Below are 24,700 nucleotides of genomic sequence, written 5' to 3' on the forward strand. Positions count from 1 at the left end.
TTTGGGCACAATGAGGGCGATGCCCGACACTTCCCCCGACACCGCGACCGGCCGTGACTGGATGCGGCCGCTGCGCTACGCCTACCGGCTGCCGCTGCTGCTGCTGCACCTGCTGGTGTCGCTGCCGGTGACCCTGCTGGTGATCACGCTGCCGTTCCTGGCCAGGCGCCGCACCGCCGCGGGCGAAAGCTGGGCCCACCGCATGATCCGCTGGTGGTCGCAGGTGCTGATGCGGGTGTTCGGCTTCCGCGTGCACCGCATCGGCGAGCCCCTGCCGGGAGCAGTGCTGTTCGTCGCCAACCATGTCAGCTGGATGGACATCGAGCTGATGCACAGCCAGCGCATGATGGGCTTCGTCGCCAAGTCCGAGATCAGCCGCTGGCCCTTCGTCGGGTGGCTTGCCTCGCGCGGGGAAACGATCTACCACCACCGCGGCAGCAACGACTCGCTGCATGGCGTGATGCACCAGATGGTGGAGCGGCTGCAGTCCGGTCGTGCCGTGGGCGTGTTCCCGGAAGGGCGCACCAGCACGGGGCATGAGATCGGCAAGTTCCATGCCCGCATCTTCCAGCCGGCCGTGCTGGCCGGCGTGCCGGCGCAGCCGGTGGCCCTGCGCTACGGGCGCGGCGGTGACGCGCAGACGGTCATCGCGTTCCAGCCGGGCGAGAACTTCCTGCAGAACTTCCTGCGCATCCTCGGCGAGCCCGGTCGCGTGGCCGAGGTGCACTTCCTCGACCCCGTGCCGGCCAGCGAGGACGGCCGGCGGCGCATGGCCGAGGCCTGCCGCCAGCGCATCGCCGAGGCGATGGTGGGCTGATGCGCGGCGAGGAGTTCCTGCCACCGCGCTGGCTGCGCGACCCGCACCTGCAGTCGGTGCTGAGTTCGAGCTCGCTGCGTCGCCGCCGCGGCCGTGCACGCCTGGCGGCCACCGGCGCGGTGACGCGCGAACACGTCATCGATGTCGACGGCGCGCGCCTGCAGGGCTTCCACAGCCACGTCCCGGGGCACCAGGCGCAGGGTCTGGCGGTGCTCCTGCATGGCTGGGAGGGCAGCAGCGAATCGGGCTACATGCTGCACACGGCCGCCCGGCTGCTGGAGTCCGGCGTCGAGGTGTTCCGGCTCAACTTCCGCGACCACGGCCAGACCCACCACCTGAATCCGGAGATCTTCCATTCCTGCCGCCTCGACGAAGTCATCGAAGCGGTCGGCGAGGTGTCGGAGTCCATCGCACGGGCACCGGTCATGCTGGCCGGGCATTCGCTGGGGGGCAATTTCGCATTGCGCGTGGGCCTGCGTGGCCCCGGCATGGGCGTGCGGGTGGCCCGGGTGGCCGCGGTGTGCCCGGTCATCGATCCGGCGGTCGGACTGGACGCGCTGGAGAAGTCGCTGTGGATCTACCAGGCCTATTTCCTGCGCAAGTGGCGCGGCTCCCTGCGCCGCAAACGCGAGCTGTTCCCGGACATGCACGCCTTCGACGACACCGTCCTGCGCCAGGACATGCGCGGCCTGACCGGCTGGCTGGTGCAGCGCTACACCGACTTCGGCAGCCTGGAGAACTACCTCGACGGGTACTGCATCGCCGGCGACCGCCTCTCGGGCCTGGCCGTCCCGGCCGACATCCTGACCTCGCGCGACGATCCGGTGATTCCGGTGGCCTCGTTCGGGGAGCTGGTCCTGCCGGCGTGTGCACGCATCCAGATCGCGCCCCACGGGGGCCACTGCGGGTTCATCGAGGGCCCGCGGCTTGGAGGTTTCGCCGAGCGCTGGGTGGCCCACCACCTGTCGCGGGGGCAGGCCTGAGCGGGCGGGATACAATGGCGGATTCAACCCAGTCCCGAGTAAACCATGCTTGAGAACGCGATCCAGGCGCTGCGGCGCGGAGACCACGCTGCCGCCGCCGAGGCGGCCGAAGCCATCCTGAAGAACGAGCCGGGTGACGTCGACGCGCTGCAGGTGCAAGGCTTGGCCCGCATGGGCCTGGGCGATGCGGACGGTGCCCGCGCCAGCCTCGAGCAGGCGTTGGCCCGGGACCCGGGGCGGGGCGATCTGCACATGGCGTTGGCTTCCCTGTCGATGGCTTCGGGCCAGCTCGATGCCGCGCTGGCCGCTGCCTCGGCCGCGGTCGAGGCCGACCCGAACCACCTCCCGGCCTATGTCGCACTGGCGCACATGGCGCTGGCCCGTGGCGAGATCGACGAGGCCTCGCGGCTGGTCAACCTGGCCGAACTGGTGTCGGCCGAGCATCCGCTCACCCTGCTGGCGCGCGGCAACCTGGCCCAGGCCAAGGGCGAGGCCGACCAGGCGCTGCGCCTGCTGACCCAGGCGGTCGAGAAGCTGCCCGAGGATCCCACCGCCCTGTCGTCGCTGGGCCTGCTGCACCTGCAGTCGGGCCGCAATGCCTTCGCCGAGCAGACCCTGCGCCGTGCGCTCCAGGCCGATGGCCAGTCGCGCCGCATCCGCTGGGCGCTGGTGACGGCGCTGCGCCGGCAGGGGCACCTGGAAGAGGCGCTGGGCGAAGTGGACACGCTGTGCGAAGGCCGCCGCGACCCGTGGGCGATTGCCCAGCGCGCGTCGCTGGCGCTCGAACTGGGCCGGGTCGACGAGGCCGTGGCCGGCTACCGTGACCTGCTGCTGTCCGCGCAGCTCAACCCGCGCCTGCTCGAAGCGGTGCTCACCGGCTTTGCCCAGCACCAGCGCGCCGGCGCGGCCTGCGTCCTGATCGAGGAACTGCTTGCCGCGCGCAGCGACAGCGATCTGCTGTGGCGGGTGCGCATGGGCATGGCGGCGCAGCTGGGCGACGATCCCGGCGAGATCGTCGACCGCTGGATCCTGGCCTGCCCGGAGTCGGCGGAAGTGCAGCAGCACCAGGCGATGCGCTTCGAGGCCGCAGGCGAACTGGAGCGTGCCGAAGCCGCGGCCGACAAGGCGCTGGACAAGGACGCCGAGCTCGACGGTGCCCAGCTGGTGAAGATCCGCGCGCTGTTGCGCAGCGATCCGGCGCGCGCCGGCGAGCGTGCCGCCACGTTGCTGGAGTCGCGCACGAACCCGATGCTGCGCCGGGAACTGTGGCGCTGGCGCGGACTGGCCGCGGACCGGAGCGAGGACGGCGCCGCGGCGGTCGAAGCCTGGTCGGCGATGGCGCGCGAGCCGGTGCCGGCTGCACTGCCCCCGGCCCTGGACGATCCGGGCAGCGATTTCGCCCTGGCTTCCGGCGGCGAAGCGGGTGTGCAGCCGCGCCTGCTGTGGGGACTCCCCGGCAGCCGCGTCATGCAGGTCGTGGAACTGCTGCGGGCCAACGACGCGGTCACCCTCGTCGATGACCGGTTTGGTGCAGGGCCGCGCCCGGACGGCTTCAACACCGGGCGTCCGGAACTGGGCCCGGTCGACGGCGACCTGCCGCGCTGGATCGCGGGCGTGAACGACTATGGCCTCGACCCCGCACAGGTGGTCGACTGGATGCCGCACTGGAACCGTGCCATCGACGCCGGCCTGCCCGGCGCCCGCTTGCTGGCGGTCGTGCGCGATCCGCGCGACCTGCTGCTGAACTGGTGGGTGTTCGGCAGTGTCCAGCAGTACGCCTTCCCCGGCGCGCAGTCCGCGGCGCAGTGGCTTGCGGCCGTGCTAACGCCGTTGGCCGAGCGCCTCGAGAGCCGCGCCGACACCACCCTGGTATTGCGACTGGACGAGGCCAACGAGGCCGACGCGCGGGATGCGTTGTCGGGCTTCATCGGCATCGATCCGGACGCACTGGGGGCCATGCCCGACACGGATGGGGGCCGGGGCGGCCATCCGGCCCGCTTCCCTGCCGGACACTGGCGTCGTTACGAGGGCGAACTCGGCGACGTTTTCGCCAGCCTGGCCCCGCTGGCGCAACGCCTGGGCTTCTAGGCGCTCCAACAGGAGGATCACCATGCGACTGAGCAGCAGCAGCTTCAAGCATCTTGGCGCGATCCCGGCCGAGTTCGCGTTCGGCAAGCCCGGCGGCGACGAGCCGATCGCGCTGTCGGACAACCGCAATCCGCACCTGGCCTGGGATGGCGTGCCCGAGGCCGCGAAGAGCCTGGTGCTGATGTGCGTCGACCCGGACGTGCCGACGGTGCCGGACACGGTGAACAAGCCCGACCGCGAGGTGCCGGCGGACCAGCCGCGCGGCCACTTCACCCACTGGGTCATGGTGGGGCTTGCCGCGCGCGCTGGTGAAATCGCGGCGGGCAGCTGCAGCGAAGGGGTCACCCCGCGCGGCAAGAAGGACCCGCCCGGTCCCGCGGGAACCCGCCAGGGCCTCAACGACTACACCGGCTGGTTCGAGGGCGACGCCGACATGGGCGGCGACTATTTCGGCTACGACGGCCCCTGCCCGCCGTTCAACGATGCGCTGGAGCACCGCTACTTCTTCCGCCTGTTCGCACTCGACACCGACGCGCTGTCGCTGCCGGAGAAGTTCACCGGCGGCGACGTGCTGTCGGCGATCCAGGGCCACGTCCTCGACGAGGCGACGCTGATGGGGACGTATTCGCTGAAGCGCTGAGCCTGCACCATGGTGGTGCAGTCAGGCTGGAGGATTGCACCCAAAGTGTGCAGATCAGGGAGCGCAGCTTCCCCCCGTGGACCGCAAAGCCCGCAATCGCGGGCTTTGCCCTTATTGGCACGACCCTTGCGTAAACCTCCGGGATTCCCTTCCCACCCCGGAGCGTTCTTCCATGAGTTACGAGCACGTTGAAAAGCTGATCAAGGACCACGACGTCGAGTTCATCGACCTGCGTTTCATCGACATGCGTGGCATCCACCAGCACGTGAGCTACCCGGTCAGCATCTTCGAACCCGGCCTGTTCGAGGACGGCAAGATGTTCGACGGCTCCTCGATCTCCGGCTGGAAGGGCATCAACGACTCCGACATGGTGCTGATGCCGGATCCGTCCACCGCCATCCTCGACCCGTTCTACGCCGACCCGACCCTGGTCATGATCTGCGACGTGCTCGATCCGGCCACGATGCAGGCCTATGGTCGCTGCCCGCGCTCGGTCGCGCGTCGCGCGGAGGCGTTCCTGAAGTCGTCGGGCATCGCCGAGCAGGCCTTCTTCGGGCCGGAGCCCGAGTTCTTCGTGTTCGATTCGGTGCGCTGGGCCAACGACATGGGCAAGGCCTTCTTCGAGATCAACTCCGAGGAAGCGGCCTGGTCGACCAGCGAAAAGTACGGCGGCGCGAATGCCGGCTACCGCCCGGGCGTCAAGGGCGGCTACTTCCCCGTGCCGCCGACCGACTCGCTGCAGGACCTGCGCGCGGAGATGTGCAAGACGCTCGCCCTGGTCGGCCAGGAGGTCGAGATCCACCACCACGAGGTCGCGAACGCGGGCCAGTGCGAGATCGGCGTGAAGTTCAACTCGCTGGTGAAGAAGGCCGACGAGCTGCAGTGGCTCAAGTACATCGTGCACAACGTCGCGTTCCGCAATGGCAAGACCGCGACCTTCATGCCCAAGCCGCTGGTCGGTGACAACGGGTCGGGCATGCACGTGCACCAGTCGCTGGCCAAGGGCGGCAACAACCTGTTCACCGGTGACGAGTACGGTGGCCTGAGCCAGACCGCGCTGTGGTACATCGGCGGCATCTTCAAGCACGCCCACGCCATCAACGCGTTCTCCAACGCCTCCACCAACAGCTACAAGCGGCTGGTGCCGGGCTTCGAGGCGCCGGTCATGCTGGCCTACTCCGCGCGCAACCGCTCGGCCAGCTGCCGCATCCCCTATGTGTCCAACCCGAAGGCGCGACGCGTGGAGATGCGCTTCCCGGATCCGATGCAGTCGGGCTACCTGACCTTCACCGCGCTGCTGATGGCCGGCCTGGACGGCATCAAGAACAAGATCGATCCGGGCGAGGCGATGGACAAGAACCTCTACGACCTGCCGCCGGAAGAAGCCAAGGGCGTGCCCACCGTGTGCCATTCGCTGGACATGGCCCTGGACGCGCTCGACCGCGACCGTGATTTCCTCAAGGCCGGCGGCGTGATGAGCGACGACTTCATCGACGCCTACATCGAACTGAAGATGGCCGAGGTCAGCAAGTTCCGCGCCGCGGTGCACCCGCTCGAGTTCCAGATGTACTACGCGAACTGATCCACCCGCGGTCCGGTCCCGGGGTGCGCTTGCGCGCCCCGGTGACCCGCCCGGGCCCGCCCCCGACTGCACTACAATGGTGCAATGAATCCGTCCCCGAGCCTCGAGTCCCTGGCCACGCCACTGCTGTGGCTGGCCGACGACGAGCGCGTCGCCGGCTGCAACCCGGCCGCGGCACGCTGGCTGGGCATGAGTGCACGCCGCCTGGTCGGCATGCCGCTGGCCGAGCTCGATGGCGAGCACGGGCGGGTGGCGGCGCTGATGGCGCGGGTGGCCGACGGGGCCGAACCACTTCGCGTGCGCCGCGCCTGCGTGCGCGGCGGCGACGGATCCGAGCGCTTCGCCGACCTGTGGCTGCTGCGCGAGGGCGACCGGGTGCAGGTCGAGGTCCATCCCGCCGACGAATTCCCCGGGGAGGACCCGGCCACGCTGCTGCCGGCGGCTCTGTCGGCGGCACTCAAGGGCCTGGCGCACGAGGTGCGCAATCCGCTCGCCGGCATCAAGGGGGCGGCCCAGCTGCTGGCCCGGCGCGCCCAGGCGCGTGGCGACGAGGGTGACGACCACCAGCTCATCGGCCTGATCAGTGCCGAGGTCGAGCGCCTGGCCGCGCTGGTCGAGCGCCTGCTCAACCCACAGGCCCCCAACCCGCTGCAGCCCACCAACATCCACGCCGTGCTCGAACGCGTGCGCCAGCTGGCCGACGCCGAGGCCGGCTGGGCGATCCGGCTGGAGCGCGACTACGACCCGAGCCTGCCGGAGTTCGACGCCGACCCCGACCGGCTGGTCCAGGCGCTGTGGAACCTGGTGCACAACGCGCTGGAGTCCGGCGCCGGCAGCGTGACCCTGCGCACCCGGGCGGAGCGCAATGTCCTGATCGGCGACACCACCCACCGGCTGGCGCTGCGCGTGGAGATCATCGACGACGGGCGCGGCGTGCCGGAATCGCTGGCCGAACGGATCTTCCTGCCGCTGGTGACCGGTCGTGCCGAGGGCACCGGCCTGGGCCTGCCGCTGGCCCAGCAGGTGGCGCGCGAGCATGGTGGCAGCCTGGGCTACCGTTCGCGCCCCGGGCATACCGTGTTCACGCTGCTGCTGCCGGCACTGGAACCCGCTCCACCGGAACCGGGTTCCGACGAAGCGGCGCCACGCGATGCGGCAGGGGAGGCGGCCCATGCCGGCTGAATCGATCCGGGTGTGGGTGGTCGACGACGACGCCAGCGTGCGCTTCGTGCTGGCCCAGGCCTTGCGCGAGGCCGGCTACGAGGTGGCCGCCTTCGCCAGTGCCGCCGACGCGCTGGCGCAGCTCGACGCCGACGCGGTTCCCGACCTGGTCTACACCGACGTGCGCATGCCCGGCCTGGATGGGCTGGGTTTCCTCGACGGCCTGAAGCTGCGGCATCCGCAACTGCCGGTGGTGGTCATGTCCGCCTACACCGACGTGGGCTCGACCGCCGGCGCCTTCCGCGGCGGCGCCCACGAATTCCTCTCCAAGCCCTTCGACCTCGACGAGGCGGTCGGAGTGGCCGCCCGCGCGCTGGTGCGCGACGAGGCGGCCGCGGCCCCCGTCGCGGACCAGGTGACGGGCGCTTCGGGGGACATGGTCGGTGATTCGCCGGCGATGGCCGAACTGTTCCGCGCGATCGGCCGCCTGGCCCAGGTGCCGCTGAACGTGCTGGTGACCGGGGAGACCGGCACCGGCAAGGAGCTCGTCGCACGCGCGCTGCATCGCGAGTCGCCGCGCAGCGGCGGCCCGTTCGTCGCGCTCAACACCGCGGCCATTCCCGCCGAGCTGCTGGAAAGCGAGCTGTTCGGCCATGAAGCCGGCGCCTTCACCGGTGCCGCACGGCGCCAGGTCGGGCGCTTCGAGCAGGCCGATGGCGGCACCCTGTTCCTCGACGAGATCGGCGACATGCCGGCCGCCCTGCAGACGCGGCTGCTGCGCGTGCTGGCCGAGGGCGAGTTCTTCCGTGTCGGCGGGCGCAGCCTGCTGCGCGTCGACGTGCGCGTCGTGGCGGCCACCCACCAGGACCTGGAGCGCGCCGTCGGCGAGGGACGCTTTCGCGCCGACCTGCTGCACCGGCTCGACGTGGTGCGCCTGCGGCTGCCGCCGCTGCGCGAACGCCGTGGCGACATCGCGCCGCTGGCCGCGCGATTCCTCGACCTGGCGGCGCGCCAGCTTGGTGGCACGCCGAAGCGGCTGGGTCGCGATGCGCTGGCGCGCCTGCAGGCGCACGACTGGCCCGGCAACGTGCGCGAACTGGAGAACCTGTGCTGGCGACTCGCCGCGATGGCGCCGGGGGATACGATCCGGCCGCTGGACCTCGGCCTCGACGCAGGCGCACCGGCGACGCCGCCCGGGTCTGCGCCCGCCTGGACGACGGCACTGGCGGAGTGGACACGCGCGCGCCTCGAGGCGGGCGAGCAGGGGCTGCACGCCACGGCCGTCGACGCGATGGAACGCACCTTGCTGGATGTCGCGCTGGCGCACACCGGTGGCCACCGCCAGCAGGCCGCGCGCCGGCTCGGCCTGGGCCGCAACACGCTGACCCGGAAGCTGGCCGCGCGGCGCGCCGGAAGAGCTGATCACACCTCGCTCGCCGGCCGGACTGCTAGGATCGGCGGGTACCACCCCGACCACACAAGGAGAATGGTGATGAAGTCGATCCAACTGTGCCTGGCCGCCGCGATCACGCTGGCGCTGGCTGCCTGCGGCGACGACCGTGCCGACCGCCAGGCCGATGCGCCCGCGCCCGCCCCGGCCCCCGCCACGCAGCCGGCGGCACCGGCGGCACCCGATGCCGACCATGCCATGCACCACGACGCGACGATGTCCGACCACGACATGGCCGGCATGACGATGGCCGAGGCGGTGCTCTCGGCAACCGAGGGTCACGATGTCGGCGGCACCTTGCTGTTCGTCCTCGAGGACGGCGGCATCCGCCTGACCGGGTCGGTGACCGGGCTTGAGCCCGGTGGCGAGCATGGCTTCCACATCCACGAGACCGGCGACTGCTCCGCACCCGACGCCACCAGTGCCGGTGGCCACTTCAATCCCGAGGACCACGAGCACGGCCGCCGCAGCCAGGGCGAGTTCCACGCCGGCGACATGGACAACCTCGAGGTCGGTGCCAATGGCCTGGCCGAGGTCGACATGCTGCTGACGGGGCTCGAGCTGGGTACCGGCGGGCCGCTGGACATCGATGGCAAGGCGGTGATCGTGCACGTGCAGCCCGACGACTACGAGACCCAGCCCACCGGTGATGCCGCGCCCGCGTGGCCTGCGGCGTCATCGAGATGCACGACCACTGATGCCCGAGGGGCTGCATGTCCGCGCGGCGTCGCCCGACGACGTCGCGCGGATGGTCGAGTGGGCCTGTGCGATGGCCTGGGAGACCGAGCGCAAGCGGCTCGACCCGGCCGTGGTCGGCCGCGGCATCCAGGCCGCGCTCGACGAGCCCCGGCGGGGTCGCTACTTCGTCGCCTGCGAGGGCGACATCCCGGTCGGCACGCTGATGCTCACCTACGAGTGGAGCGACTGGCGCTGCGCGGACTGGTGGTGGATCCAGAGCGTCTACGTCGACCCCGGGCACCGGCGCCGTGGTGTCTACCGCGCGCTGTACGCGCATGTGCAGGCGCAGGCGCGGGCCGCCGAGGGCGCGTGTGGCCTGCGGCTGTACGTCGAGAAGGAGAACATCGCCGCCCAGGCCACCTACGCCGCGCTGGGCATGGGGGATGCGGGCTACCTGATGTTCGAGCAGCCGCTGCCGCGCTGAGCGCCGCCCTCAATCACGCAGGACGTCGCGCGGGTCCTTGCCGGCCGGTGCGTGGTCGAAGGTGAGTCGGATGCCGTGCGCCTGAAGCAGTGCCGCGAACTGGCGCTGGCGCCGGGAAAACTGTTCGAAGGCCTGCGGCAGCTGTGCGGCCTCCACGCCCGCGGGCGCGAATCCCGCTTCCGCCCAGGCATCGATGTCCATCATCGCCACGCGCACCGCACCGTGGCTGTAGCGCACCAGCGGCTCGGGTGGCGCATCCAGCCAGGCCTCCGAACCCGGAGCCAGCAGGGCCGCCTCGATCACCGGCCACAGCGGCGCCAGGCCGACGTGCTCGTACTGCATCGCGATCATCGCGCACAGGTCGTGCACGGTCAGGTAGCGGGCGTGCTCGACCTGGGCGGCGAAGCCCTCCTGGGCGGACAGTGCCGTGTCGGCGTGCGCCATGCCGGTGTCGAGCAGGGTCGACTCCAGCGCTTCGCCGACGGCCTCGACGCTGTCGTGGTCGCCGGTCAGCACGAACGGCAGCAGCCGCAGCGCACCCCCCCACGTAGTTCTCGTCCGGGGACAGGGCCGCGGGAAGGCGGCCCTCGTGGCTGCCGAACGCGATGACCCGGCTGGCGTCGCGGCGACCGGGGGGCGCCGGACACCAGCTCGGCCAGCTCGTCGTGCAGCGGCCAGCCCGGGCGCAGCAGTTCGACCGGGTCGAAGTGCGCGCCGAGCACGGCGAGATCGAGCGACTGCACCTCCGGGACGAAGCCGGCCAGGTCGCGCGCCACCAGGCCCGCCAGCGCGCTGGCCTCGACCTGCGGCAGGGCCAGTTGCCCGGCAATCGTGCCGGGGGTGAGCTCCAGCGCGAGTGCGCCTAGGCAGCGGGGTGCGGGGTGGGCTTCGCGCTGGGACATCCTCGGGGCTCCAATACGCCACGGTTTGGAAGCTCGCGTGGCCGGGTCTACACTGAAGCCATTATGCCGTGTCGGCCATGAGGGCCGGCGCCCAACCACGAGGTCGATCCACCCATGCGAGCCGTGCGTCCCGTCGCTGTCCTCGGGGGAGTCCGCATCCCCTTCTGCCGCAACAACACCGCCTATGCCGACGTCGCAACCTCGGCATGTCGATCCGCACGCTGGGTGCGCTGGTCGAGCGCTACGGGCTGCACCGCCAGGTGCTGGGCGAGGTGGCGCTGGGGGCGGTGCTCAAGCACGCCGCCGACTGGAACCTGGGCCGCGAGGCCACGCTGTCCTCGGGGCTGTCGCCGGCCACGCCCGGACTGACCATGCAGCGCGCCTGCGGCACCAGCCTCGACACGGTCATCGCGGTGGCGAACAAGATCGCGCTGGGCCAGATCGAGGCCGGCGTCGGTGGCGGGTCCGACACCACCTCCGACGTGCCGATCGCGGTGTCCAAGGCCTTCCGTCGCCGCCTGCTCGACGCCAACCGTGCGCGCAGCGGCGGCGAGCGGCTCGGTGCATTCCGCGGCTTCCGCCCGCGCGAACTGGTGCCCGAGTTCCCCGGTGTCGGCGAACCGCGCACCGGCAAGTCGATGGGCCAGCATTGCGAAATGATGGCCAAGGAGTGGGCGATCGGGCGCCAGGCGCAGGACGAACTGGCCGCGGCGTCCCACCACAAGGCCGCCGCCGCCTACGAGCGCGGCTTCTACGCCGACCTGGTGATCCCGTTCCGCGGCATGGACCGCGACAACATCCTGCGTGCCGACACCTCGGCCGAGAAGCTGGCTACGCTCAAGCCGGCCTTCGACCGCCAGTCCGGCCAGGGCACGCTGACCGCCGGCAACTCGACGCCGCTCACCGACGGGGCTTCGGCCGCGCTGCTGGCCAGCGAGGACTGGGCCCGCGAGCGTGGCCACGAACCGCTGGCCTGGCTGGTCGATTCACAGGTGGCCGCGGTCGACTTCGTCCATGGCGAGGGCCTGCTCATGGCGCCGGCCTGGGCGGTGGCGCAGCTGCTGCAACGCAACGGCCTGACCCTGCAGGACTTCGACTTCTACGAGATCCACGAGGCGTTCGCCGCGCAGGTGCTGTGCACGCTCAAGGCCTGGGAGTCGGAAAGCTTCTGCCGCGACAAACTCGGCCTCGACGGTGCGCTGGGCAGCATCGACCGCGAGCGCATGAACGTCGTGGGCTCCTCGCTGGCCCTGGGCCACCCGTTCGCGGCCACCGGTGCGCGGATCATCGCCACCGCGGCGAAGCTGCTCAAGGAGAAGGGCGGTGGCCGCGCGCTGATCTCGGTGTGCACCGCCGGCGGCATGGGCGTGGCGGCGATCCTGGAGCGCTAGCGGTTCAGGTCTTCGCCGGCGGGGGCGGCGGTCCGTCGACATCGAGCCCGTCGAAGGCCTCCACGCCGAACTCCGCGGCCTTCTCCTCCATCGAGCGGTGCCGGTTGAGCACCGTCTCCGGCCGCAGCCGCTCGACCCGCTCCAGGTGCAGGAAGTAGCGCCGGTTGTCCTCGGTCGCGTAGAGCTCCACGAAGTGGTAGCCGTTCTCGCACAGGTGCGCCGACAACGGCTGCAGCCGCTCGGAGTCGGTGTCGGTGAAGTAGTAGCCCCAGGTCAGCGGGCCATCGACGTTCCATTCACTGTCCGCACGCAGGTCGTCGAACAGGGTCTTGATGTCTTCGATTGTGATCATTGGAGGCTTCCGGTCTCCAGCGGGGGGGTCAGGGCAGGGGCAGGCGGGGCAGGCCGTGTTCGTCGCGTTCCTCGGCCACGGCCTCGTCGAGGATCTTCTGGCGCAGGCCGCGCCCTGGCAACTCCATCACCGCTTCGGCGCGGGCCACCCGCAGGGCGTTGGCGTAGCTGATACGTGAACGCGCGTCGTCACCCTGGGCGGCCAGCACATGGCCAAGCGCTTCCCAGGCCTCGCTGCCCGCGCCCTGCGCGATGGCGCGATGCAGGTAGTCCTCGGCCTTGCCCCACAGCGACTGGTTGCGGCACAGCCGGCCCAGCGTCACCAGCAGGGCCGGACTGGACGGATGGGCTTCCAGCCACGCCTCGGCCAGGGCCAGGCGCCGGTCCTCGCGCGGTGCCGGCAGCAGGCCGAACAACAGCACGATGTCTTCCGACCATGACGCGCCGATCGCTTCGCGCACCGCATCCAGCGCGGCGTCCTCCAGGCCCAGCGCCGCGGCGCGGTGGGCATAGGCGGTGACGATCACCGGTTGCTGCCGCAGCGGGCCGGACAGCGACGACCACTGCTCGCGCAGGGCCACGCTGTCGCTGGCCGTGGCCAGCGCGGCGGCGTGCAGTCGGGCCTCCAGTCGCGGCAACTCCTGCGCGGTGGCGCCTTCGCCGCGCGGATCGACGGCAGCATCGCGACGGCTTCGGCCGGGCGCTGCAGCGCCAGCAGCAGTTCCGCGCGCAGTCGCAGTGCGCGGGGTGGCAGCGTGCCGCGGGCCTGTGCGGCGTCCAGGCGTTGCAGGGCGTGGGCCGGGTCGCCCTGGGCGAAGGCGCGGTCGGCCGCCGCCAGATCGACCGCGCTGCGTTCGGCGGGCTTGAGTGGCGAGGCGTCGAGTTCGGCCAGGCGCGCGTCGGCGCCGGTGGCATCCCCGCGACCGTCCGCCGCGCGCGAGGCGCCGATCAGCGCAGGCACCCGCAGGCGCGGCTGGTCGGCGACCCGCCGCAGCAGGGTCTCCGCACGCACCCAGCGGCCTTCGTGCAACGCCAGCAGCCCATCCACCAGGCGGCTGCGGGTGAGCCGATGGCGGTGACGGCGCCAGGCGCGCAGCGGCATCAGCAGGGCCTTGGCCACCAGCCACAGCGCCAGCACGGCCAGGCCCAGCAGCAGCATTCCGTACGGCACGCTGGTCTCGATGTCCCAGCCGCGGTAGCGGATGAACACCTGGCCGGGATCGGCCACCGCGAGCGCCCAGGCCAGCGCGCCCGCCAGGCTGAGCACCAGCAGCACCAGCAGGGAATGGAACAACTTCATCCGGCCGCGCCTCCGGCACCCGCGCCGCTGCGTGCCGCGCGCAGCGCCCGCAGTTGCTCCAGCGTGGTGCCGAGCACCGGCAGTTCCAGCGACAGCGGGCGCTCGGCCAGGCGTTGCAGCGCGTCGCGGCGCTCACGCAGCGCCGAATTCTCCACGTACAGGCGCGGCAGCCAGGCATCGATGCGGTCGACCGCCGCGGCGAACGCGGCGTGGTCGCGGCGCTCCGCGGCACCCCGCGCCAGCGCGAGCTCCATCTGCAGCACCGTCGCACCCAGCTGGCGATGCTGCGGCGGCAGGAACACCTCGGCGTCGCTTCGCCGCACGTGCACCAGCTGCCCGAACAGGCGGGCCGCGCCGCTGCGCGCCTCGGGCGTATCGCCGGGCTCGGGCGCTCGCCATCATGGCGCGGGCGCAAACCGGCCAGGCCGGCCTCGAAGGCGTCCAGGCCACCCAGGGCGAGGTCGCGCGGATCTTCGTCGAGCGCGCGCAGGGCGCCGAGCTCCTGGCCCAGGCTCTGGCGCAGGCTGATGTAGGCCGGGTCGTCGAGGCCGCCCAGCAGCTGGTTGGCCAGCACGTAGGCGCGCAGCGCGCCGGTGCGGTCGTTGGCCAGTTGCAGCCGTTGCTGGCCCATGTGCAGCAACAGTTCCACTTCGTCCAGGCGCAGCGGCACATCCACGCGCGGCGCACTGTCGTTGATCTGTGCGACCGACTGCTCGAGCAGCGCCGCGCGCTCGCCCATGCCGAGCACTTCCTCGCGCAGCACCCGCTGGTTCGAGGCGTTGTCGCCGATGCGGCGCTCCACCTGGCGCAGGGCCTGGCGTGCCGCCTCCAGTTCGGTTTCCAGCGCGGACAGGCGCTGCTCGACCGGGTCGACCTCGGCCACGGTGTCGGCCGGGGCGATGAAGTACTCCTGCAGCCGTGGAGAGAGCTGCCAGGCTGCCACCGCCACCGCGGCGAGCACGAGCAGCACGAACACGAGGCCGCCGATGCGGCGTGGCTTCCGGGCCGGGCGGGCCGGGGAAGCGGAGGGCCCCGGCTCCGGGGTGGATTCGCTGGGCTGGTCTGACATGCTGCGAATGCTACCCGAAGCCCCGGTCCACGGCATGCGCGGCCGCGGCGAGCAGGTCGGCGGGCTGCGCGCTGGCCGCGCGCGAGACGCGGGCGAAGCCGGCTTCGCGCACCAGCACCTCCAGCCGTTCGCTGGACACGACCACCGGCCCGGCGGCCAGGCGCAGGGCCAGCGCGGCCGGCACCTGGTCGAGGAAGGCCGCCAGCGCCTCGCCGCTGGTGACCAGCAGCACGCAGGGCGTGGCCAGGCGCTGCAGGGCGGCGAACCGGCTGCGCCGGATGTCGACGCGCTCGCGCCGATACACGTCCGCGCGCACCACCCGGGCACCGCGATCGCGCAGGACCGCCTCGATGAGGCCGCGGCCCCCCCGGCGCGGTCACCAGGCCCACGTCGAGGCCGGCCACCGCAGTGAGCGCCGGCAGGTCGAGCAGGCCTTCGGCGTGCATGCGCGTGGGCGAGAGCACCGTGTCCACGCCGGCGTGCTGCAGGGCGCGGGCGGTGCCGGCACCCACCGCCAGCCAGTCCTGGCCTGCGCCGGTCCCGAGGCGGCCGTGGGCCTGCACCGCGAAGCGCACCGCGGCCGGACTGGTGAACACCACGCGCGGGCAGGCCAGTGCCGCGTCGAGTCCCGGGCTGGCCACGGCCTGCAGGCGCAGGGGCGAGCAGGCGAACACGGCCGCGCCGCAGGCGCGGGCCTGGCGGCGCAGCGGGAGGTGTTCACCCTGGGGACGCAGCGAGATCACGTACCATTCGGGGAGCTGCTGTGGCATGGCGTGCGCATCCATGCCGGCAGCTTGTCACAGCCGATTCGAGACTTGCCATGACCGATGCCGCGCTCAGCGCGCTTGCCCGCCACTACGACGCCATGCCCCCGGTACATGCCATGGGCGTGCAGGTGCTGGATTTCGACGGCGAGGTGCTGCGCCTGCGTGCGCCGCTGGCGGCCAACGTCAACGACAAGGCCTGCGCGTTCGGCGGCAGCCTGTGTGGCCTCATGACCCTGGCCGGCTGGGGCCTGGCGACGTTGCGCATGGGCCGCGCCGGGCACGCGCCGGACGTCTTCGTGGCCGACAGCGAGGTGCGCTACCTGGCGCCGCTGTACGACGACCTGGTGGCCGAGGCACGCCTGGCGCAGGGCCAGTCCTGGGACGAGGTGGTCGCGACGTTCGCCGAGCGCGGGCGCGCCCGGGTGTCGCTGGAGGCCTGCGTGCGCCTGCCCGACGGCGGCCCCGCCTGCACCCTGGTCGGCCGCTACGCGATCATGACCCCGCGCGCCGCGCCGCGTGAAGGTGGCGCCCGCCGCCGGCATGGGCAAGAATCCGGGCATGACCAGATCCCTCCTGCGCCTTTTCCTCGCCGCGGCCGTCGTGCTGCTGGTCGCCTGTGCCGGCAACCCGCGCGCGCCGACGCCCGACGACACCTTCTACAACTACGCCGGCACGCTGCGCTGGAGCGGTTTCGAGCAGGCGCTGGACTTCGTCGACCCGCTGCATCGCGAGGCCTCGCCGCCCACCGCGCTGGAGCTGGAGCGCTACCGCCAGGTGGACGTGAAGGGCTATCAGGTCCAGCGCGCCACCGCGATTTCCGCCGAGCGCATCCAGCGCGAGTCGAGATCAGCCTGGTCAACCGCCACACCCAGCGCGAGCGCACGCTGCGCCATACCGAGATCTGGCGCCTGGACCCCGAAGCCAGGCGCTGGTGGCTGGTCAACGGCCTGCCCGACATCACCGCCGACTGAGTCCCGCCGCTCCCGGCCGCCGGTCGCGCCGCGATCCGCTTTTGCGCCGCTGCGCCCGCTGGGAGACAATCCCCGGCCCTCACGTTGTGCCCTGAAGTGGAGTCCGTCCCGGTGTTTTTCGATCAACTCTCGTCGTTTGCCGGCGCCAGCCCGTGGAACCTCATGCTGCTGCTGGCGCTGCTGGGCCTGACCGTGGCCATCGTGGTGAACGAATTCAAGAGCGCCACCCGCGGCTACAAGGCGGTCAGCCCGGCGCGGCTGACCGAGCTGATCAACCGCGAGGATGCGCTGGTCATCGATGTGAGCCCCGCGGCGGATTACGAGAAGGGGCACATCATCGGTTCGCGCACGTGCCGATGAGCCAGTTCGATCCGGAGTCCAAGCAGCTCGCGAAGGCGCGCGAACTGCCGGTGGCGGTGGTGTGCCGGAACGGCATCACCTCCGGCAACGCCGCCAAGCGCCTGGTCGCGGCCGGTTTCAAGCAGGTCCACGCGCTCGAAGGTGGCGTGGCCGCCTGGCAGCAGGCCGACCTGCCGCTGGCCAAGGCCGCGACAAGGGCCGCGAGCGCGGCGAGAAGCCCGACAAGCCCGGAAAGATCGCCAAGGCCTGAATTCCGGGCATCCGGGCGCAGAACCTGCCCGGGTAGCCCCGTCATGTCCGGCGTGGGATCATGTCCGGTCACCCCTCACCATCCAGATTCGGAGTCATCATGGCCGACGAAAACACCAACGGCGCCGGCGGCGCAGCCAACGCCGAGCAGCCCCAGGCCCAGTTCAACGTCCAGAAGATCTACGTCAAGGACGTCTCCTTCGAGGCCCCCAACACCCCGGCCTCGTTCAATGAGCAGGCGCAGCCGCAGCTGGCCCTCAACCTCAACCAGAAGGTCAACAAGGTCGCCGACGACCAGTTCGAGGTCGTGCTGACCCTGACCCTGGACTGCAAGGTCGAGGACAAGAGCATCTACCTGGTCGAGCTGCAGCAGGCCGGCCTGTTCGTGCTCAAGGGTTTCGACGCGCGCAACCTGGACATGATGCTGGGCAGCTACTGCCCGAACATGCTGTTCCCCTACGGCCGCCAGATGATCTCCGACCTGATCCAGGCCGGTGGCTTCCCGCCGTTCCTGTTGCAGCCGATCAACTTCGACCAGCTCTACGCCGACCAGCTGCGCCGCCGCGCCGAGGCGCAGGCGCAGGGTGACCAGGCCCAGCAGCCGCCGGCCGGCAACGCCTGAAACCCGGCATGAGCGACTCCCACCCGCGCGTGGTGGTGCTGGGCGCGGGCTCCTGGGGAACGGCATTGGCCGCCCAGGCGGCCCGCAATGGCTTGCCGACCACGCTGTGGGGCCGCGACGCGGCCCAGGTCGAGGCGATCAACCGCGACCACGAGAACCCGCGCTACCTCGCCGGCGTCGCGCTGCCCGAGGGCCTGCGTGCCACCACCGACCTGGCCGAGGCAGTGGCCGACGCCGAGCTGGTGCTGGTGGTCGTGCCCAGCCACGCATTCACCGAGACCATCCAGGCACTCGCCCCGTTGCGGCCGCAGGCGGCCGGCGTGGCTTGGGCGACCAAGGGCTTCGAGCCGGGCTCGGGCCGCTTCCTGCACGAGGTCGCGCAGGAACTGCTGGGGCCGGACGTGCCGCTGGCCGTGGTGACCGGACCGTCCTTCGCCAAGGAGGTGGCCCAGGGGCTGCCGACGGCGGTGACGGTGCACTCCACCGCCGAGGACTTCGCCCAGCAGGTGGCCGAGGCGCTGCACGGCGACAGTTTCCGCGCCTATACCGGCAACGACATGCTGGGTGCGGAGCTGGGCGGCGCGATGAAGAACGTGCTGGCCGTGGCCACCGGCGTGGCCGACGGCATGCAGCTGGGCCTCAACGCCCGGGCCGGCCTGATCACCCGGGGGCTCAACGAGATGCTGCGCCTGAACAAGGCGCTGGGCGGGCGTTCGGAAACCCTGATGGGGCTCTCGGGCCTGGGTGACCTGGTGCTGACCTGCACCGGCGACCTCTCGCGCAACCGCCGCCTGGGCCTGGCGCTGGGGCGCGGCGAGAAGCTGGCCGACGCGGTCGCGGCGATCGGCCAGGTGGTCGAGAGCATCCAGACCGCCGACGAGGTCATGCGCCTGGCCACGCGCCACGGCCTGGACCTGCCGATCTCGGCCCTGGTGCAGCGCGTGCTGCACGAGGAAATCACCCCCGTGGAGGGCGTGCAGATGCTGCTGGCGCGCGACCAGAAGCCGGAATTTCCCTCGCACTGGATGGGCGGCTGAGCCGCCCTCAGTCCGGCGACACCGCGCCCGGCCAGCCCAGCTGCCGCCAGGCTTCGAACACCACCACCGCCACCGCATTGGACAGGTTCAGGCTGCGGCTGCCGACGCACATCGGCAGGCGCACGCGCGCCTGTTCGGGCAGCGACTCGATGAGCTCCTGCGGCAGGCCCCGGGTTTCCGGGCCGAACACGAAGGTGTCCCCGGCCCGGTAGGCGACTTCGCCGTAGTGGCGCCGGCCACGCGTCGACAGCGCGAACACCCGGGGGGCGTCCAGCGAGGCCAGGCAGGCCTCCAGCGAAGCGTGCACCCGGACCCGCGCGTACTCGTGGTAGTCGAGCCCGGCACGGCGCAGCCGCGCATCGTCGAGCGCGAAACCCAGCGGCTCGACCAGGTGCAGCGTGGCACCCGTGTTCGCGCACAGGCGGATCACGTTGCCGGTGTTGGGCGGGATCTCGGGTTGGAACAGCACGACATTGAACATGGCGGCATTATCGCCGCTGCGATGAACCCCGGCCTACCGTCGCCGTCCCGGCTCTGGTCCTGTGTGGCATTCGCGGCGACAATCCGCTGGTGCGGCCGCGGGCCGCGGCCTTTCCGCCAGGAGTGTTTCGATGCGCAAGATCGCCGTGTTCTCCGTGTTGCTGCTGTCCGTGACAGCCACCGCCTGCACCTGGGTGAAGCTCGAACCGCAGGCGCGGCAGATCCGCGTGGCCGCCGCCGATGTCGACCTGTCCGGCTGCGAGCGCCGCGGTGAAGTGGCCGTCGCCGTGAAGGATGGCGTCGGCCCGGTCTCGCGCAACGACCTCAAGGTGCGCGACGAGCTGGAGACCCTGGCGCGCAACGAGGCGCTTGGCCTGCAGGCCGACACGGTTCAGGCCAAGGGCGAGCCCAGCCGCGGCCAGCAGCGCTTCCTGGCGTATCGCTGCGGCGGCGCGGTGCCGGCGGCGGCGACCCGTCGCGACGCCGAGCCGGTGGAGCAGAACGAGGACGGCGTCGAGGTGTTCCGGATCGAGTAAGGCCCCGGCAGCTGAACACCCAACTTGCGGTGCCGGGCCCGAGCCGGTAGCGTTCCACGGTTTACCATCATGCCGAGCCCGCCCATGCTGTACCAGAACGTCTCCATCGCCAGCGTCGCCCATGTCGACGCGCCGGTCGTGCTGAGCTCCCGCGAGATCAACGACCGCCTGCGGCCGACGCTGGAGCGCTTCGGCATCCGCGCGAACCTGCTCGAGGACGTCGCCGGCATCATGGAGCGCCGCGTGTGGGGCGACGCCGAGGGCGAGCGCTTCCCGTCGCACGGCGCCACGCTGGCCGCGCAGAAGGCGCTGGCCGAGTCGCGCGTGGCCCACGAGCACATCGGCATCCTGATCAACACCTCGGTCAGCCGCGACTACCTCGAGCCGTCGACGGCCTCGATCGTGCACGGTCGCCTGGGCCTGTCCGACACCTGCCAGAACTTCGACGTCGGCAATGCCTGCCTGGCCTTCCTCAACGGCATGGACATCGCCGCGCGGATGATCGAGCGCGGCGACATCGAGTACGCGCTGGTGGTCAACGGCGAGTCCTCCAATGAAGTGACCGAGCGAACGATCGAGCGCCTGCTGCGCGAGGACGCCACGCCGGAGCAGTTCCGCAACGAGTTCGCGTCGCTGACGCTGGGTTCGGGCGCGGCGGCGATGGTGCTGGGCCGCAGCGAGCTGCTGCCCCACGGCCACCAGTTCCGCGGCAGCGTGACCCGCGCGGCCACCGAGTTCTCGCACCTGTGCCGCGGCAACATGGACCGCATGGTCACGGACACCAAGTCGCTGCTGGTCGAGGGCCTGAAGCTGGCCGGCAAGACCTTCCAGGCCGCGCGCGCCGCGCTGGGCTGGGCGGCGGACGAGATCGACGAGTTCGTCATCCACCAGATCTCCAAGGTGCACACCGCGTCCTTCTGCGAACTGCTCAACATCGACCCGGCGCGGGTGCACACGGTGTTCCCGCAGCACGGCAACATCGGCCCGGCCTCGGTGCCGATCACGCTGTCGAAGCTCAACGAGCTCGGCCGCCTGAAGAAGGGCACCCGGGTGGGCCTGATGGGCATCGGCTCGGGCCTGAACTGCTCGATGGCCGAAGTCGTCTGGTAAGCGGCCGGTCGTGATCGACACCTCGAACTTCCCGGACTATCCGTTCACCCCGAAGCGCTTCGACCGCGGCGACGGGATCCACATGAGCTACCTCGACGAGGGCCCGGAAGACGGCCCCGTCGTGCTGATGCTGCATGGCAACCCGTCGTGGAGCTACTACTGGCGCAAGCTGGTGCTGGGCCTGGGCGACCGCTACCGCTGCATCGTGCCCGACCACGTCGGCATGGGCCTGTCGGACAAGCCGCACGACCGCAAGCAGCGCTACACCTACACGCTGAAGTGGCGCGTGCAGGACCTCGCCCGCCTGGTCGAGCACCTGGGCGTGCGCGAGCTGACGCTTGCGGTGCACGACTGGGGCGGCATGATCGGCTTCGGCTGGGGGCTCGAGCACAGCGCCCAGATCAAGCGGCTGGTGGTCCTCAACACGGCCGCCTTCCCGCTGCCGGCGGAGAAGCCGATGCCCTGGCAGCTCAAGATCGGTCGCGAGTACGAGCTGGGCACGCTGGTGATCCGCGGCTTCAATGCCTTCGCCTGGGGTGCGGCGCGCTTCGGAGTCGAGAAGCCGATGCCCGACGCGGTGCGCCGCGCCTACCTGGCACCGTACGACAGCTGGAAGAACCGCATCGCCACGTCGCGCTTCGTGCAGGACATCCCGCTGTCGGAGCGTGACCGCGCCTGGTCGCTGGTCGAGCGCGCCGGGCAAAAGCTGCCCGAGTACGCCGACCGGCCCGCCTTCATCGGCTGGGGCCTGAAGGACTTCGTGTTCGACCGCCACTTCCTCGACGGCTTCACCCGCGCGCTGCCCCAGGCAGAGGTGCACGCCTTCGAGGACGCCGGGCACTACGTGCTCGAGGACAAGGCCGACGTGCTGGTGCCGGCGATCCGCGGCTTCCTCGACCGCACCTGATCGATCGCGCACCCGGTCCGGCCCGACGCGGACCGGCACCACCGGCACGGGACGCACCGGCCGCTGTCGGTACAATGTGCGGATGCCCGAGACCTGCAACATCGCCGCGGCACTGCCGCGGCTGGCCGCGCAAGCGCCCGATCGCATCGCGATCCGCTGCCCCGGGCGGCGGCGCGGCACGATGGCCGCCTACGACGTCAGCCTGAGCTACGCCGAACTCGACGCGCGCAGCGACGCGATCGCCGCCGGCCTGGCCACGCACGGCATCGCGCGCGGCACGCGAACCGTGGTCATGGTGCGGCCGACGCCGGAGTTCTTCCTGGTCATGTTCGCGCTGTTCAAGGCCGGCGCGATCCCGGTCCTGATCGACCCCGGCATCGATCGTGGCGCGCTCAAGCAGTGCCTGGCCGAAGCCGAGCCGACCGCGTTCATCGGCATTCCCCTGGCCCAGGCCGCACGGGTGGTGCTGGGCTGGGGCCGCGGCCACGTGCGCGATGTCGTCACGGTCGGGCGCCGGCTGTTCTGGGGCGGTCGCACGCTGGCCGACATCGAGGCCGCCGGCGCCGATGCCGGACCGCAACTCAGCGCCACCGATGGCGAGGATGTCGCCGCGATCCTGTTCACGTCCGGCTCGACCGGGGTGCCCAAGGGCGTGGTCTACCGCCACCGCCACTTCGTCGCCCAGGTCGAGCTGCTGCGCACGGCCTTCGGCATCGAGCCCGGTGGCATCGACCTGCCCACCTTCCCGCCGTTCGCGTTGTTCGACCCGGCCCTGGGCCTGACCAGCGTCATTCCCGACATGGACCCGACCCGTCCGGCGCTGGCCGACCCGGCGCGCCTGCACGACGCGATCGAGCGCTTCGGCGTCACCCAGCTGTTCGGTTCGCCGGCGCTCATGCAGGTGCTGGCGGCCTACGGCAAGCCCCTGCCGGGCATCCGCCGCGTCACGTCCGCCGGCGCGCCGGTACCGCCGGACACGGTGGGCGCGATCCGCGCGCTGCTGCCCGAGGACGCGAATTTCTGGACCCCCTACGGCGCCACCGAGTGCCTGCCGGTGGCGGTGGTCGAGGCGCGCGAGCTGGAGGCCACGCGTGCGCGCACCGAGGCCGGCGAGGGCACCTGCGTGGGCTGGCCGGTGCAGGGCAACGACGTGCGCATCATCGCGATCGAGGATTCACCGATCGCCGACTGGTCCCGCGCACGCACGGTCCCGGCGGGCGAGGTGGGTGAGATCACCGTCGCCGGCCCGAGCGCCACCGACAGCTACCTGCACCGTCCGGAGGCCACCGCGGCGGCGAAGATCCGCGAGACGCTGCCCGAGGGTGGCACCCGCGTGGTGCACCGCATGGGCGACCTGGGCTGGTTCGACGAGAAGGGCCGGTTGTGGTTCTGCGGCCGCAAGAGCCAGCGCGTGCAGACCCGGGCCGGCGACCTGTACACCGAACAGGTCGAGCCGGTGTTCAACACCCACCCCGAGGTACGGCGCACCGCGCTGGTCGGGGTCGGCGCGGCGGGCCTGCAGCGGCCGGTGCTGTGCGTCGAGCTGGCGAGCGATGCCGACCGGGGCGCACGCGAGCGCGTCGAGGCCGAGCTGTTCAACCTCGGCGGTCGTCACGCGCACACCGCACGCGTTGAACGCATCCTGTTCCACCCGGGTTTCCCGGTGGACATCCGACACAACGCCAAGATCGGCCGCGAGAAGCTCGCGGCCTGGGCATCGAAACAGCTGGGAGTGGGCGCATGAAGGTGCTGGTGACCGGTGGGGGCGGCTTCCTGGGGCAGGCGATCTGCACCCAGCTGGTGTCGCGCGGCTATGAGGTGACCAGCTTCAACCGCGGCCACTATCCCGAACTCGACGCGCTTGGCGTGCGCCAGCTGCAGGGCGACCTGGCCGACGCCGCCGCGGTGGCGTGGCCTGCGCCGGGCAGGCGGCGGTGTTCCACAACGCCGCCAAGGCCGGTGCCTGGGGTGATCGCGAAAGCTACTGGCAGCCCAACGTGGTCGGCACCGAAAACGTGCTGTCGGCGTGCCGGGCCCACCGGGTGCGCAAGCTGGTCTACACCTCCAGCCCCAGCGTCACCCACGCCGGCCGGCGTGACGTGGTCGGTGGCAACGAGGCCGACACGCCCTATGGCGAGAACTTCAAGGCCTGGTACCCGGAGACCAAGGCGATCGCCGAACGCGCGGTGCTGGCGGCGAACGGCCCGGAGCTGGCCACCGTGGCGCTGCGCCCGCGCCTGATCTGGGGGCCCGGCGACAACCAGCTGCTGCCGCGCCTGGTGGAGCGCGCGCGCAGCGGGCGCCTGCGCCTCATCGACGGGGGCCACAACCGCGTCGACACGACCTACATCGACAACGCCGCCCGCGCGCACTTGGACGCCTTCGACCACCTGTGGCCCGAGGCCGCCTGCGCCGGACGGGCCTACTTCATCTCCAACGGCGAGCCGCGGGAACTGCGCGACATCGTCAACGCGCTGCTGTGCGCCGCCGGTGCTCCCCAGGTCATGCGCAGCGTGCCCTACCGCGTCGCCTATGGCGCCGGCGCGGCGATGGAGAAGACCTGGGCGCTGCTGCGGCTCAAGGGCGAGCCGCCGATGACGCGCTTCCTGGCCGAGCAGCTGGCCACCACGCACTTCTACGACATTTCCGCTGCCGAGCGAGACCTCGGCTACCGTCCCCGGGTGGGCATCGACACCGGGCTGCAGCGACTGGCCGAATGGTGGCAGTCGCAGCGTCCCCCGGCGCAGGCCTGAGGAGGCGCGGAC

At 71.5% G+C, this 24,700-nt stretch carries 20 protein-coding genes and 8 pseudogenes; 21 read left to right on the forward strand and 7 right to left on the reverse strand.

The window, feature by feature from the left end:
- The first annotated feature begins 19 nt into the window (after positions 1-19).
- From FU658_RS11490 to FU658_RS15430, 9 genes and pseudogenes are all read left to right on the forward strand, one after another.
- Positions 20-817, forward strand: a complete 798-nt coding sequence (locus FU658_RS11490) for a lysophospholipid acyltransferase family protein (protein ID WP_147892215.1) — start codon at positions 20-22, stop codon at positions 815-817.
- On the forward strand, positions 817-1,800 hold the full coding sequence (locus tag FU658_RS11495) for a YheT family hydrolase (RefSeq protein WP_147892216.1): 984 nt from the start codon (positions 817-819) through the stop codon (positions 1,798-1,800). Before FU658_RS11490 ends, FU658_RS11495 begins: the two co-directional genes overlap by 1 nt.
- A gap of 45 nt (positions 1,801-1,845) precedes the next feature.
- Positions 1,846-3,888 (forward strand): tetratricopeptide repeat protein, encoded by a 2,043-nt coding sequence (locus FU658_RS11500; RefSeq protein WP_147892217.1) that lies wholly within the window; start codon positions 1,846-1,848, stop codon positions 3,886-3,888.
- Between the two features lie 22 nt (positions 3,889-3,910).
- Positions 3,911-4,528: a YbhB/YbcL family Raf kinase inhibitor-like protein gene (locus FU658_RS11505; RefSeq protein WP_147892218.1), complete on the forward strand. Its 618-nt coding sequence runs from the start codon at positions 3,911-3,913 to the stop codon at positions 4,526-4,528.
- 172 nt (positions 4,529-4,700) lie between these two features.
- Positions 4,701-6,110 carry a type I glutamate--ammonia ligase gene (gene glnA / locus FU658_RS11510; protein WP_147892219.1) on the forward strand — a complete coding sequence of 470 codons (1,410 nt, stop codon included), beginning with the start codon at positions 4,701-4,703 and terminating at the stop codon, positions 6,108-6,110.
- Positions 6,111-6,194: 84 nt separating this feature from the next.
- Complete coding sequence (locus tag FU658_RS11515; protein WP_147892220.1) at positions 6,195-7,292, forward strand: two-component system sensor histidine kinase NtrB; 1,098 nt, start codon at positions 6,195-6,197, stop codon at positions 7,290-7,292.
- A pseudogene (gene ntrC / locus FU658_RS11520) lies at positions 7,282-8,688 on the forward strand (nitrogen regulation protein NR(I)); the annotation flags it as partial. The gene FU658_RS11515 and the pseudogene ntrC, both read left to right, overlap by 11 nt.
- A gap of 279 nt (positions 8,689-8,967) precedes the next feature.
- A pseudogene (locus tag FU658_RS15425) lies at positions 8,968-9,318 on the forward strand (superoxide dismutase family protein); the annotation flags it as partial.
- 172 nt (positions 9,319-9,490) lie between these two features.
- Positions 9,491-9,883 (forward strand): GNAT family N-acetyltransferase, encoded by a 393-nt coding sequence (locus tag FU658_RS15430; RefSeq protein WP_343195877.1) that lies wholly within the window; start codon positions 9,491-9,493, stop codon positions 9,881-9,883.
- Between the two features lie 9 nt (positions 9,884-9,892).
- Here FU658_RS15430 and FU658_RS11535 read toward each other — a convergent pair.
- Positions 9,893-10,785, reverse strand: a pseudogene (locus tag FU658_RS11535) (hypothetical protein).
- A 114-nt stretch (positions 10,786-10,899) separates the two neighbouring features.
- Here FU658_RS11535 and FU658_RS11540 point away from each other — a divergent pair.
- Positions 10,900-12,176, forward strand: a pseudogene (locus FU658_RS11540) (acetyl-CoA C-acetyltransferase).
- A gap of 4 nt (positions 12,177-12,180) precedes the next feature.
- On the opposite strand, the gene FU658_RS11545 reads toward FU658_RS11540, so the two are convergent.
- Genes FU658_RS11545 through FU658_RS11555 form a run of 4 tightly spaced genes read right to left on the reverse strand, consistent with a single transcriptional unit; the run spans position 12,181 to position 14,150 of the window.
- Complete coding sequence (locus FU658_RS11545; protein ID WP_147892221.1) at positions 12,181-12,528, reverse strand: ribonuclease E inhibitor RraB; 348 nt, start codon at positions 12,526-12,528, stop codon at positions 12,181-12,183.
- Positions 12,529-12,556: 28 nt separating this feature from the next.
- The gene (locus FU658_RS14500; RefSeq protein WP_187266087.1) at positions 12,557-13,108 is read right to left on the reverse strand and encodes a heme biosynthesis protein HemY; all 552 of its coding nucleotides are present in this window, start codon (positions 13,106-13,108) and stop codon (positions 12,557-12,559) included.
- Positions 13,051-13,827, reverse strand: coding sequence for a heme biosynthesis protein HemY (locus FU658_RS11550; protein WP_147892222.1), 777 nt, complete (start codon positions 13,825-13,827; stop codon positions 13,051-13,053). Before FU658_RS11550 ends, FU658_RS14500 begins: the two co-directional genes overlap by 58 nt.
- Entirely contained in the window at positions 13,824-14,150 is a 327-nt protein-coding gene (locus FU658_RS11555; RefSeq protein ID WP_187266080.1) for a uroporphyrinogen-III C-methyltransferase, read from the reverse strand. The genes FU658_RS11550 and FU658_RS11555 overlap by 4 nt, the downstream gene beginning before the upstream one ends.
- 77 nt (positions 14,151-14,227) lie before the next feature.
- Between FU658_RS11555 and FU658_RS15435 the strand changes: the two genes are divergently transcribed.
- Positions 14,228-14,893 carry a hypothetical protein gene (locus FU658_RS15435; RefSeq protein ID WP_255505566.1) on the forward strand — a complete coding sequence of 222 codons (666 nt, stop codon included), beginning with the start codon at positions 14,228-14,230 and terminating at the stop codon, positions 14,891-14,893.
- A gap of 13 nt (positions 14,894-14,906) precedes the next feature.
- Here the strand turns inward: FU658_RS15435 and FU658_RS15440 are convergent, their stop codons facing one another.
- The gene (locus tag FU658_RS15440) at positions 14,907-15,212 is read right to left on the reverse strand and encodes a uroporphyrinogen-III synthase (RefSeq protein ID WP_255505567.1); all 306 of its coding nucleotides are present in this window, start codon (positions 15,210-15,212) and stop codon (positions 14,907-14,909) included.
- Positions 15,213-15,246: 34 nt separating this feature from the next.
- Between FU658_RS15440 and FU658_RS15445 the strand changes: the two genes are divergently transcribed.
- The 5 genes and pseudogenes from FU658_RS15445 to FU658_RS11585 all read left to right on the forward strand — a co-directional run bounded on the left by FU658_RS15445 (position 15,247) and on the right by FU658_RS11585 (position 18,902).
- On the forward strand, positions 15,247-15,720 hold the full coding sequence (locus tag FU658_RS15445) for a hypothetical protein (protein ID WP_255505568.1): 474 nt from the start codon (positions 15,247-15,249) through the stop codon (positions 15,718-15,720).
- Positions 15,717-16,169 (forward strand): annotated as a pseudogene (locus FU658_RS15450) (YiiD C-terminal domain-containing protein); the annotation flags it as partial. The gene FU658_RS15445 and the pseudogene FU658_RS15450, both read left to right, overlap by 4 nt.
- Before the next feature lie 627 nt (positions 16,170-16,796).
- Positions 16,797-17,179: pseudogene (locus FU658_RS11575) on the forward strand (rhodanese-like domain-containing protein); the annotation flags it as partial.
- A 164-nt stretch (positions 17,180-17,343) separates the two neighbouring features.
- Complete coding sequence (gene secB / locus FU658_RS11580; protein ID WP_147892224.1) at positions 17,344-17,865, forward strand: protein-export chaperone SecB; 522 nt, start codon at positions 17,344-17,346, stop codon at positions 17,863-17,865.
- Positions 17,866-17,873: 8 nt separating this feature from the next.
- Positions 17,874-18,902 (forward strand): NAD(P)H-dependent glycerol-3-phosphate dehydrogenase, encoded by a 1,029-nt coding sequence (locus tag FU658_RS11585; protein ID WP_147892225.1) that lies wholly within the window; start codon positions 17,874-17,876, stop codon positions 18,900-18,902.
- A 7-nt stretch (positions 18,903-18,909) separates the two neighbouring features.
- Here the strand turns inward: FU658_RS11585 and trmL are convergent, their stop codons facing one another.
- Positions 18,910-19,383, reverse strand: coding sequence for a tRNA (uridine(34)/cytosine(34)/5-carboxymethylaminomethyluridine(34)-2'-O)-methyltransferase TrmL (trmL, locus tag FU658_RS11590; RefSeq protein WP_147892226.1), 474 nt, complete (start codon positions 19,381-19,383; stop codon positions 18,910-18,912).
- Between the two features lie 130 nt (positions 19,384-19,513).
- Here trmL and FU658_RS11595 point away from each other — a divergent pair.
- The 5 genes and pseudogenes from FU658_RS11595 to oleD all read left to right on the forward strand — a co-directional run.
- Positions 19,514-19,828, forward strand: a pseudogene (locus FU658_RS11595) (DUF4156 domain-containing protein); the annotation flags it as partial.
- A gap of 174 nt (positions 19,829-20,002) precedes the next feature.
- On the forward strand, positions 20,003-21,028 hold the full coding sequence (locus FU658_RS11600) for a 3-oxoacyl-ACP synthase III (RefSeq protein WP_147892268.1): 1,026 nt from the start codon (positions 20,003-20,005) through the stop codon (positions 21,026-21,028).
- Between the two features lie 82 nt (positions 21,029-21,110).
- Positions 21,111-21,935, forward strand: coding sequence for an alpha/beta fold hydrolase (locus FU658_RS11605; protein ID WP_147892269.1), 825 nt, complete (start codon positions 21,111-21,113; stop codon positions 21,933-21,935).
- 82 nt (positions 21,936-22,017) lie between these two features.
- A complete protein-coding gene (gene oleC / locus FU658_RS11610; protein WP_147892228.1) occupies positions 22,018-23,679 on the forward strand; it encodes an olefin beta-lactone synthetase in 1,662 nt (553 codons plus the stop codon).
- Positions 23,676-24,688: pseudogene (gene oleD, locus FU658_RS11615) on the forward strand (2-alkyl-3-oxoalkanoate reductase). Before oleC ends, oleD begins: the two are co-directional and overlap by 4 nt.
- The last annotated feature ends 12 nt before the right edge of the window (positions 24,689-24,700 follow it).

The organism is Alkalisalibacterium limincola (assembly GCF_008017755.1).
Classification (GTDB): Bacteria; Pseudomonadota; Gammaproteobacteria; order Xanthomonadales; family Xanthomonadaceae; genus Alkalisalibacterium; species Alkalisalibacterium limincola.

Excerpts from the sequence above, each read along its gene's own strand:
- FU658_RS11490 (WP_147892215.1), top strand. The coding sequence starts at position 20 with ATGCCCGACACTTCCCCCGACACCGCGACCGGCCGTGACTGGATGCGG.
- FU658_RS11495 (WP_147892216.1), top strand. The coding sequence starts at position 817 with ATGCGCGGCGAGGAGTTCCTGCCACCGCGCTGGCTGCGCGACCCGCAC.
- FU658_RS11500 (WP_147892217.1), top strand. The coding sequence starts at position 1,846 with ATGCTTGAGAACGCGATCCAGGCGCTGCGGCGCGGAGACCACGCTGCC.
- FU658_RS11505 (WP_147892218.1), top strand. The coding sequence starts at position 3,911 with ATGCGACTGAGCAGCAGCAGCTTCAAGCATCTTGGCGCGATCCCGGCC.
- glnA (WP_147892219.1), top strand. The coding sequence starts at position 4,701 with ATGAGTTACGAGCACGTTGAAAAGCTGATCAAGGACCACGACGTCGAG.
- FU658_RS11515 (WP_147892220.1), top strand. The coding sequence starts at position 6,195 with ATGAATCCGTCCCCGAGCCTCGAGTCCCTGGCCACGCCACTGCTGTGG.
- FU658_RS15430 (WP_343195877.1), top strand. The coding sequence starts at position 9,491 with ATGGCCTGGGAGACCGAGCGCAAGCGGCTCGACCCGGCCGTGGTCGGC.
- FU658_RS11545 (WP_147892221.1), bottom strand. The coding sequence starts at position 12,528 with ATGATCACAATCGAAGACATCAAGACCCTGTTCGACGACCTGCGTGCG.
- FU658_RS11550 (WP_147892222.1), bottom strand. The coding sequence starts at position 13,827 with ATGAAGTTGTTCCATTCCCTGCTGGTGCTGCTGGTGCTCAGCCTGGCG.
- FU658_RS15435 (WP_255505566.1), top strand. The coding sequence starts at position 14,228 with ATGGCGCGGGCGCAAACCGGCCAGGCCGGCCTCGAAGGCGTCCAGGCC.
- FU658_RS15445 (WP_255505568.1), top strand. The coding sequence starts at position 15,247 with ATGAGGCCGCGGCCCCCCCGGCGCGGTCACCAGGCCCACGTCGAGGCC.
- secB (WP_147892224.1), top strand. The coding sequence starts at position 17,344 with ATGGCCGACGAAAACACCAACGGCGCCGGCGGCGCAGCCAACGCCGAG.
- FU658_RS11585 (WP_147892225.1), top strand. The coding sequence starts at position 17,874 with ATGAGCGACTCCCACCCGCGCGTGGTGGTGCTGGGCGCGGGCTCCTGG.
- trmL (WP_147892226.1), bottom strand. The coding sequence starts at position 19,383 with ATGTTCAATGTCGTGCTGTTCCAACCCGAGATCCCGCCCAACACCGGC.
- FU658_RS11600 (WP_147892268.1), top strand. The coding sequence starts at position 20,003 with ATGCTGTACCAGAACGTCTCCATCGCCAGCGTCGCCCATGTCGACGCG.
- FU658_RS11605 (WP_147892269.1), top strand. The coding sequence starts at position 21,111 with ATGAGCTACCTCGACGAGGGCCCGGAAGACGGCCCCGTCGTGCTGATG.
- oleC (WP_147892228.1), top strand. The coding sequence starts at position 22,018 with ATGCCCGAGACCTGCAACATCGCCGCGGCACTGCCGCGGCTGGCCGCG.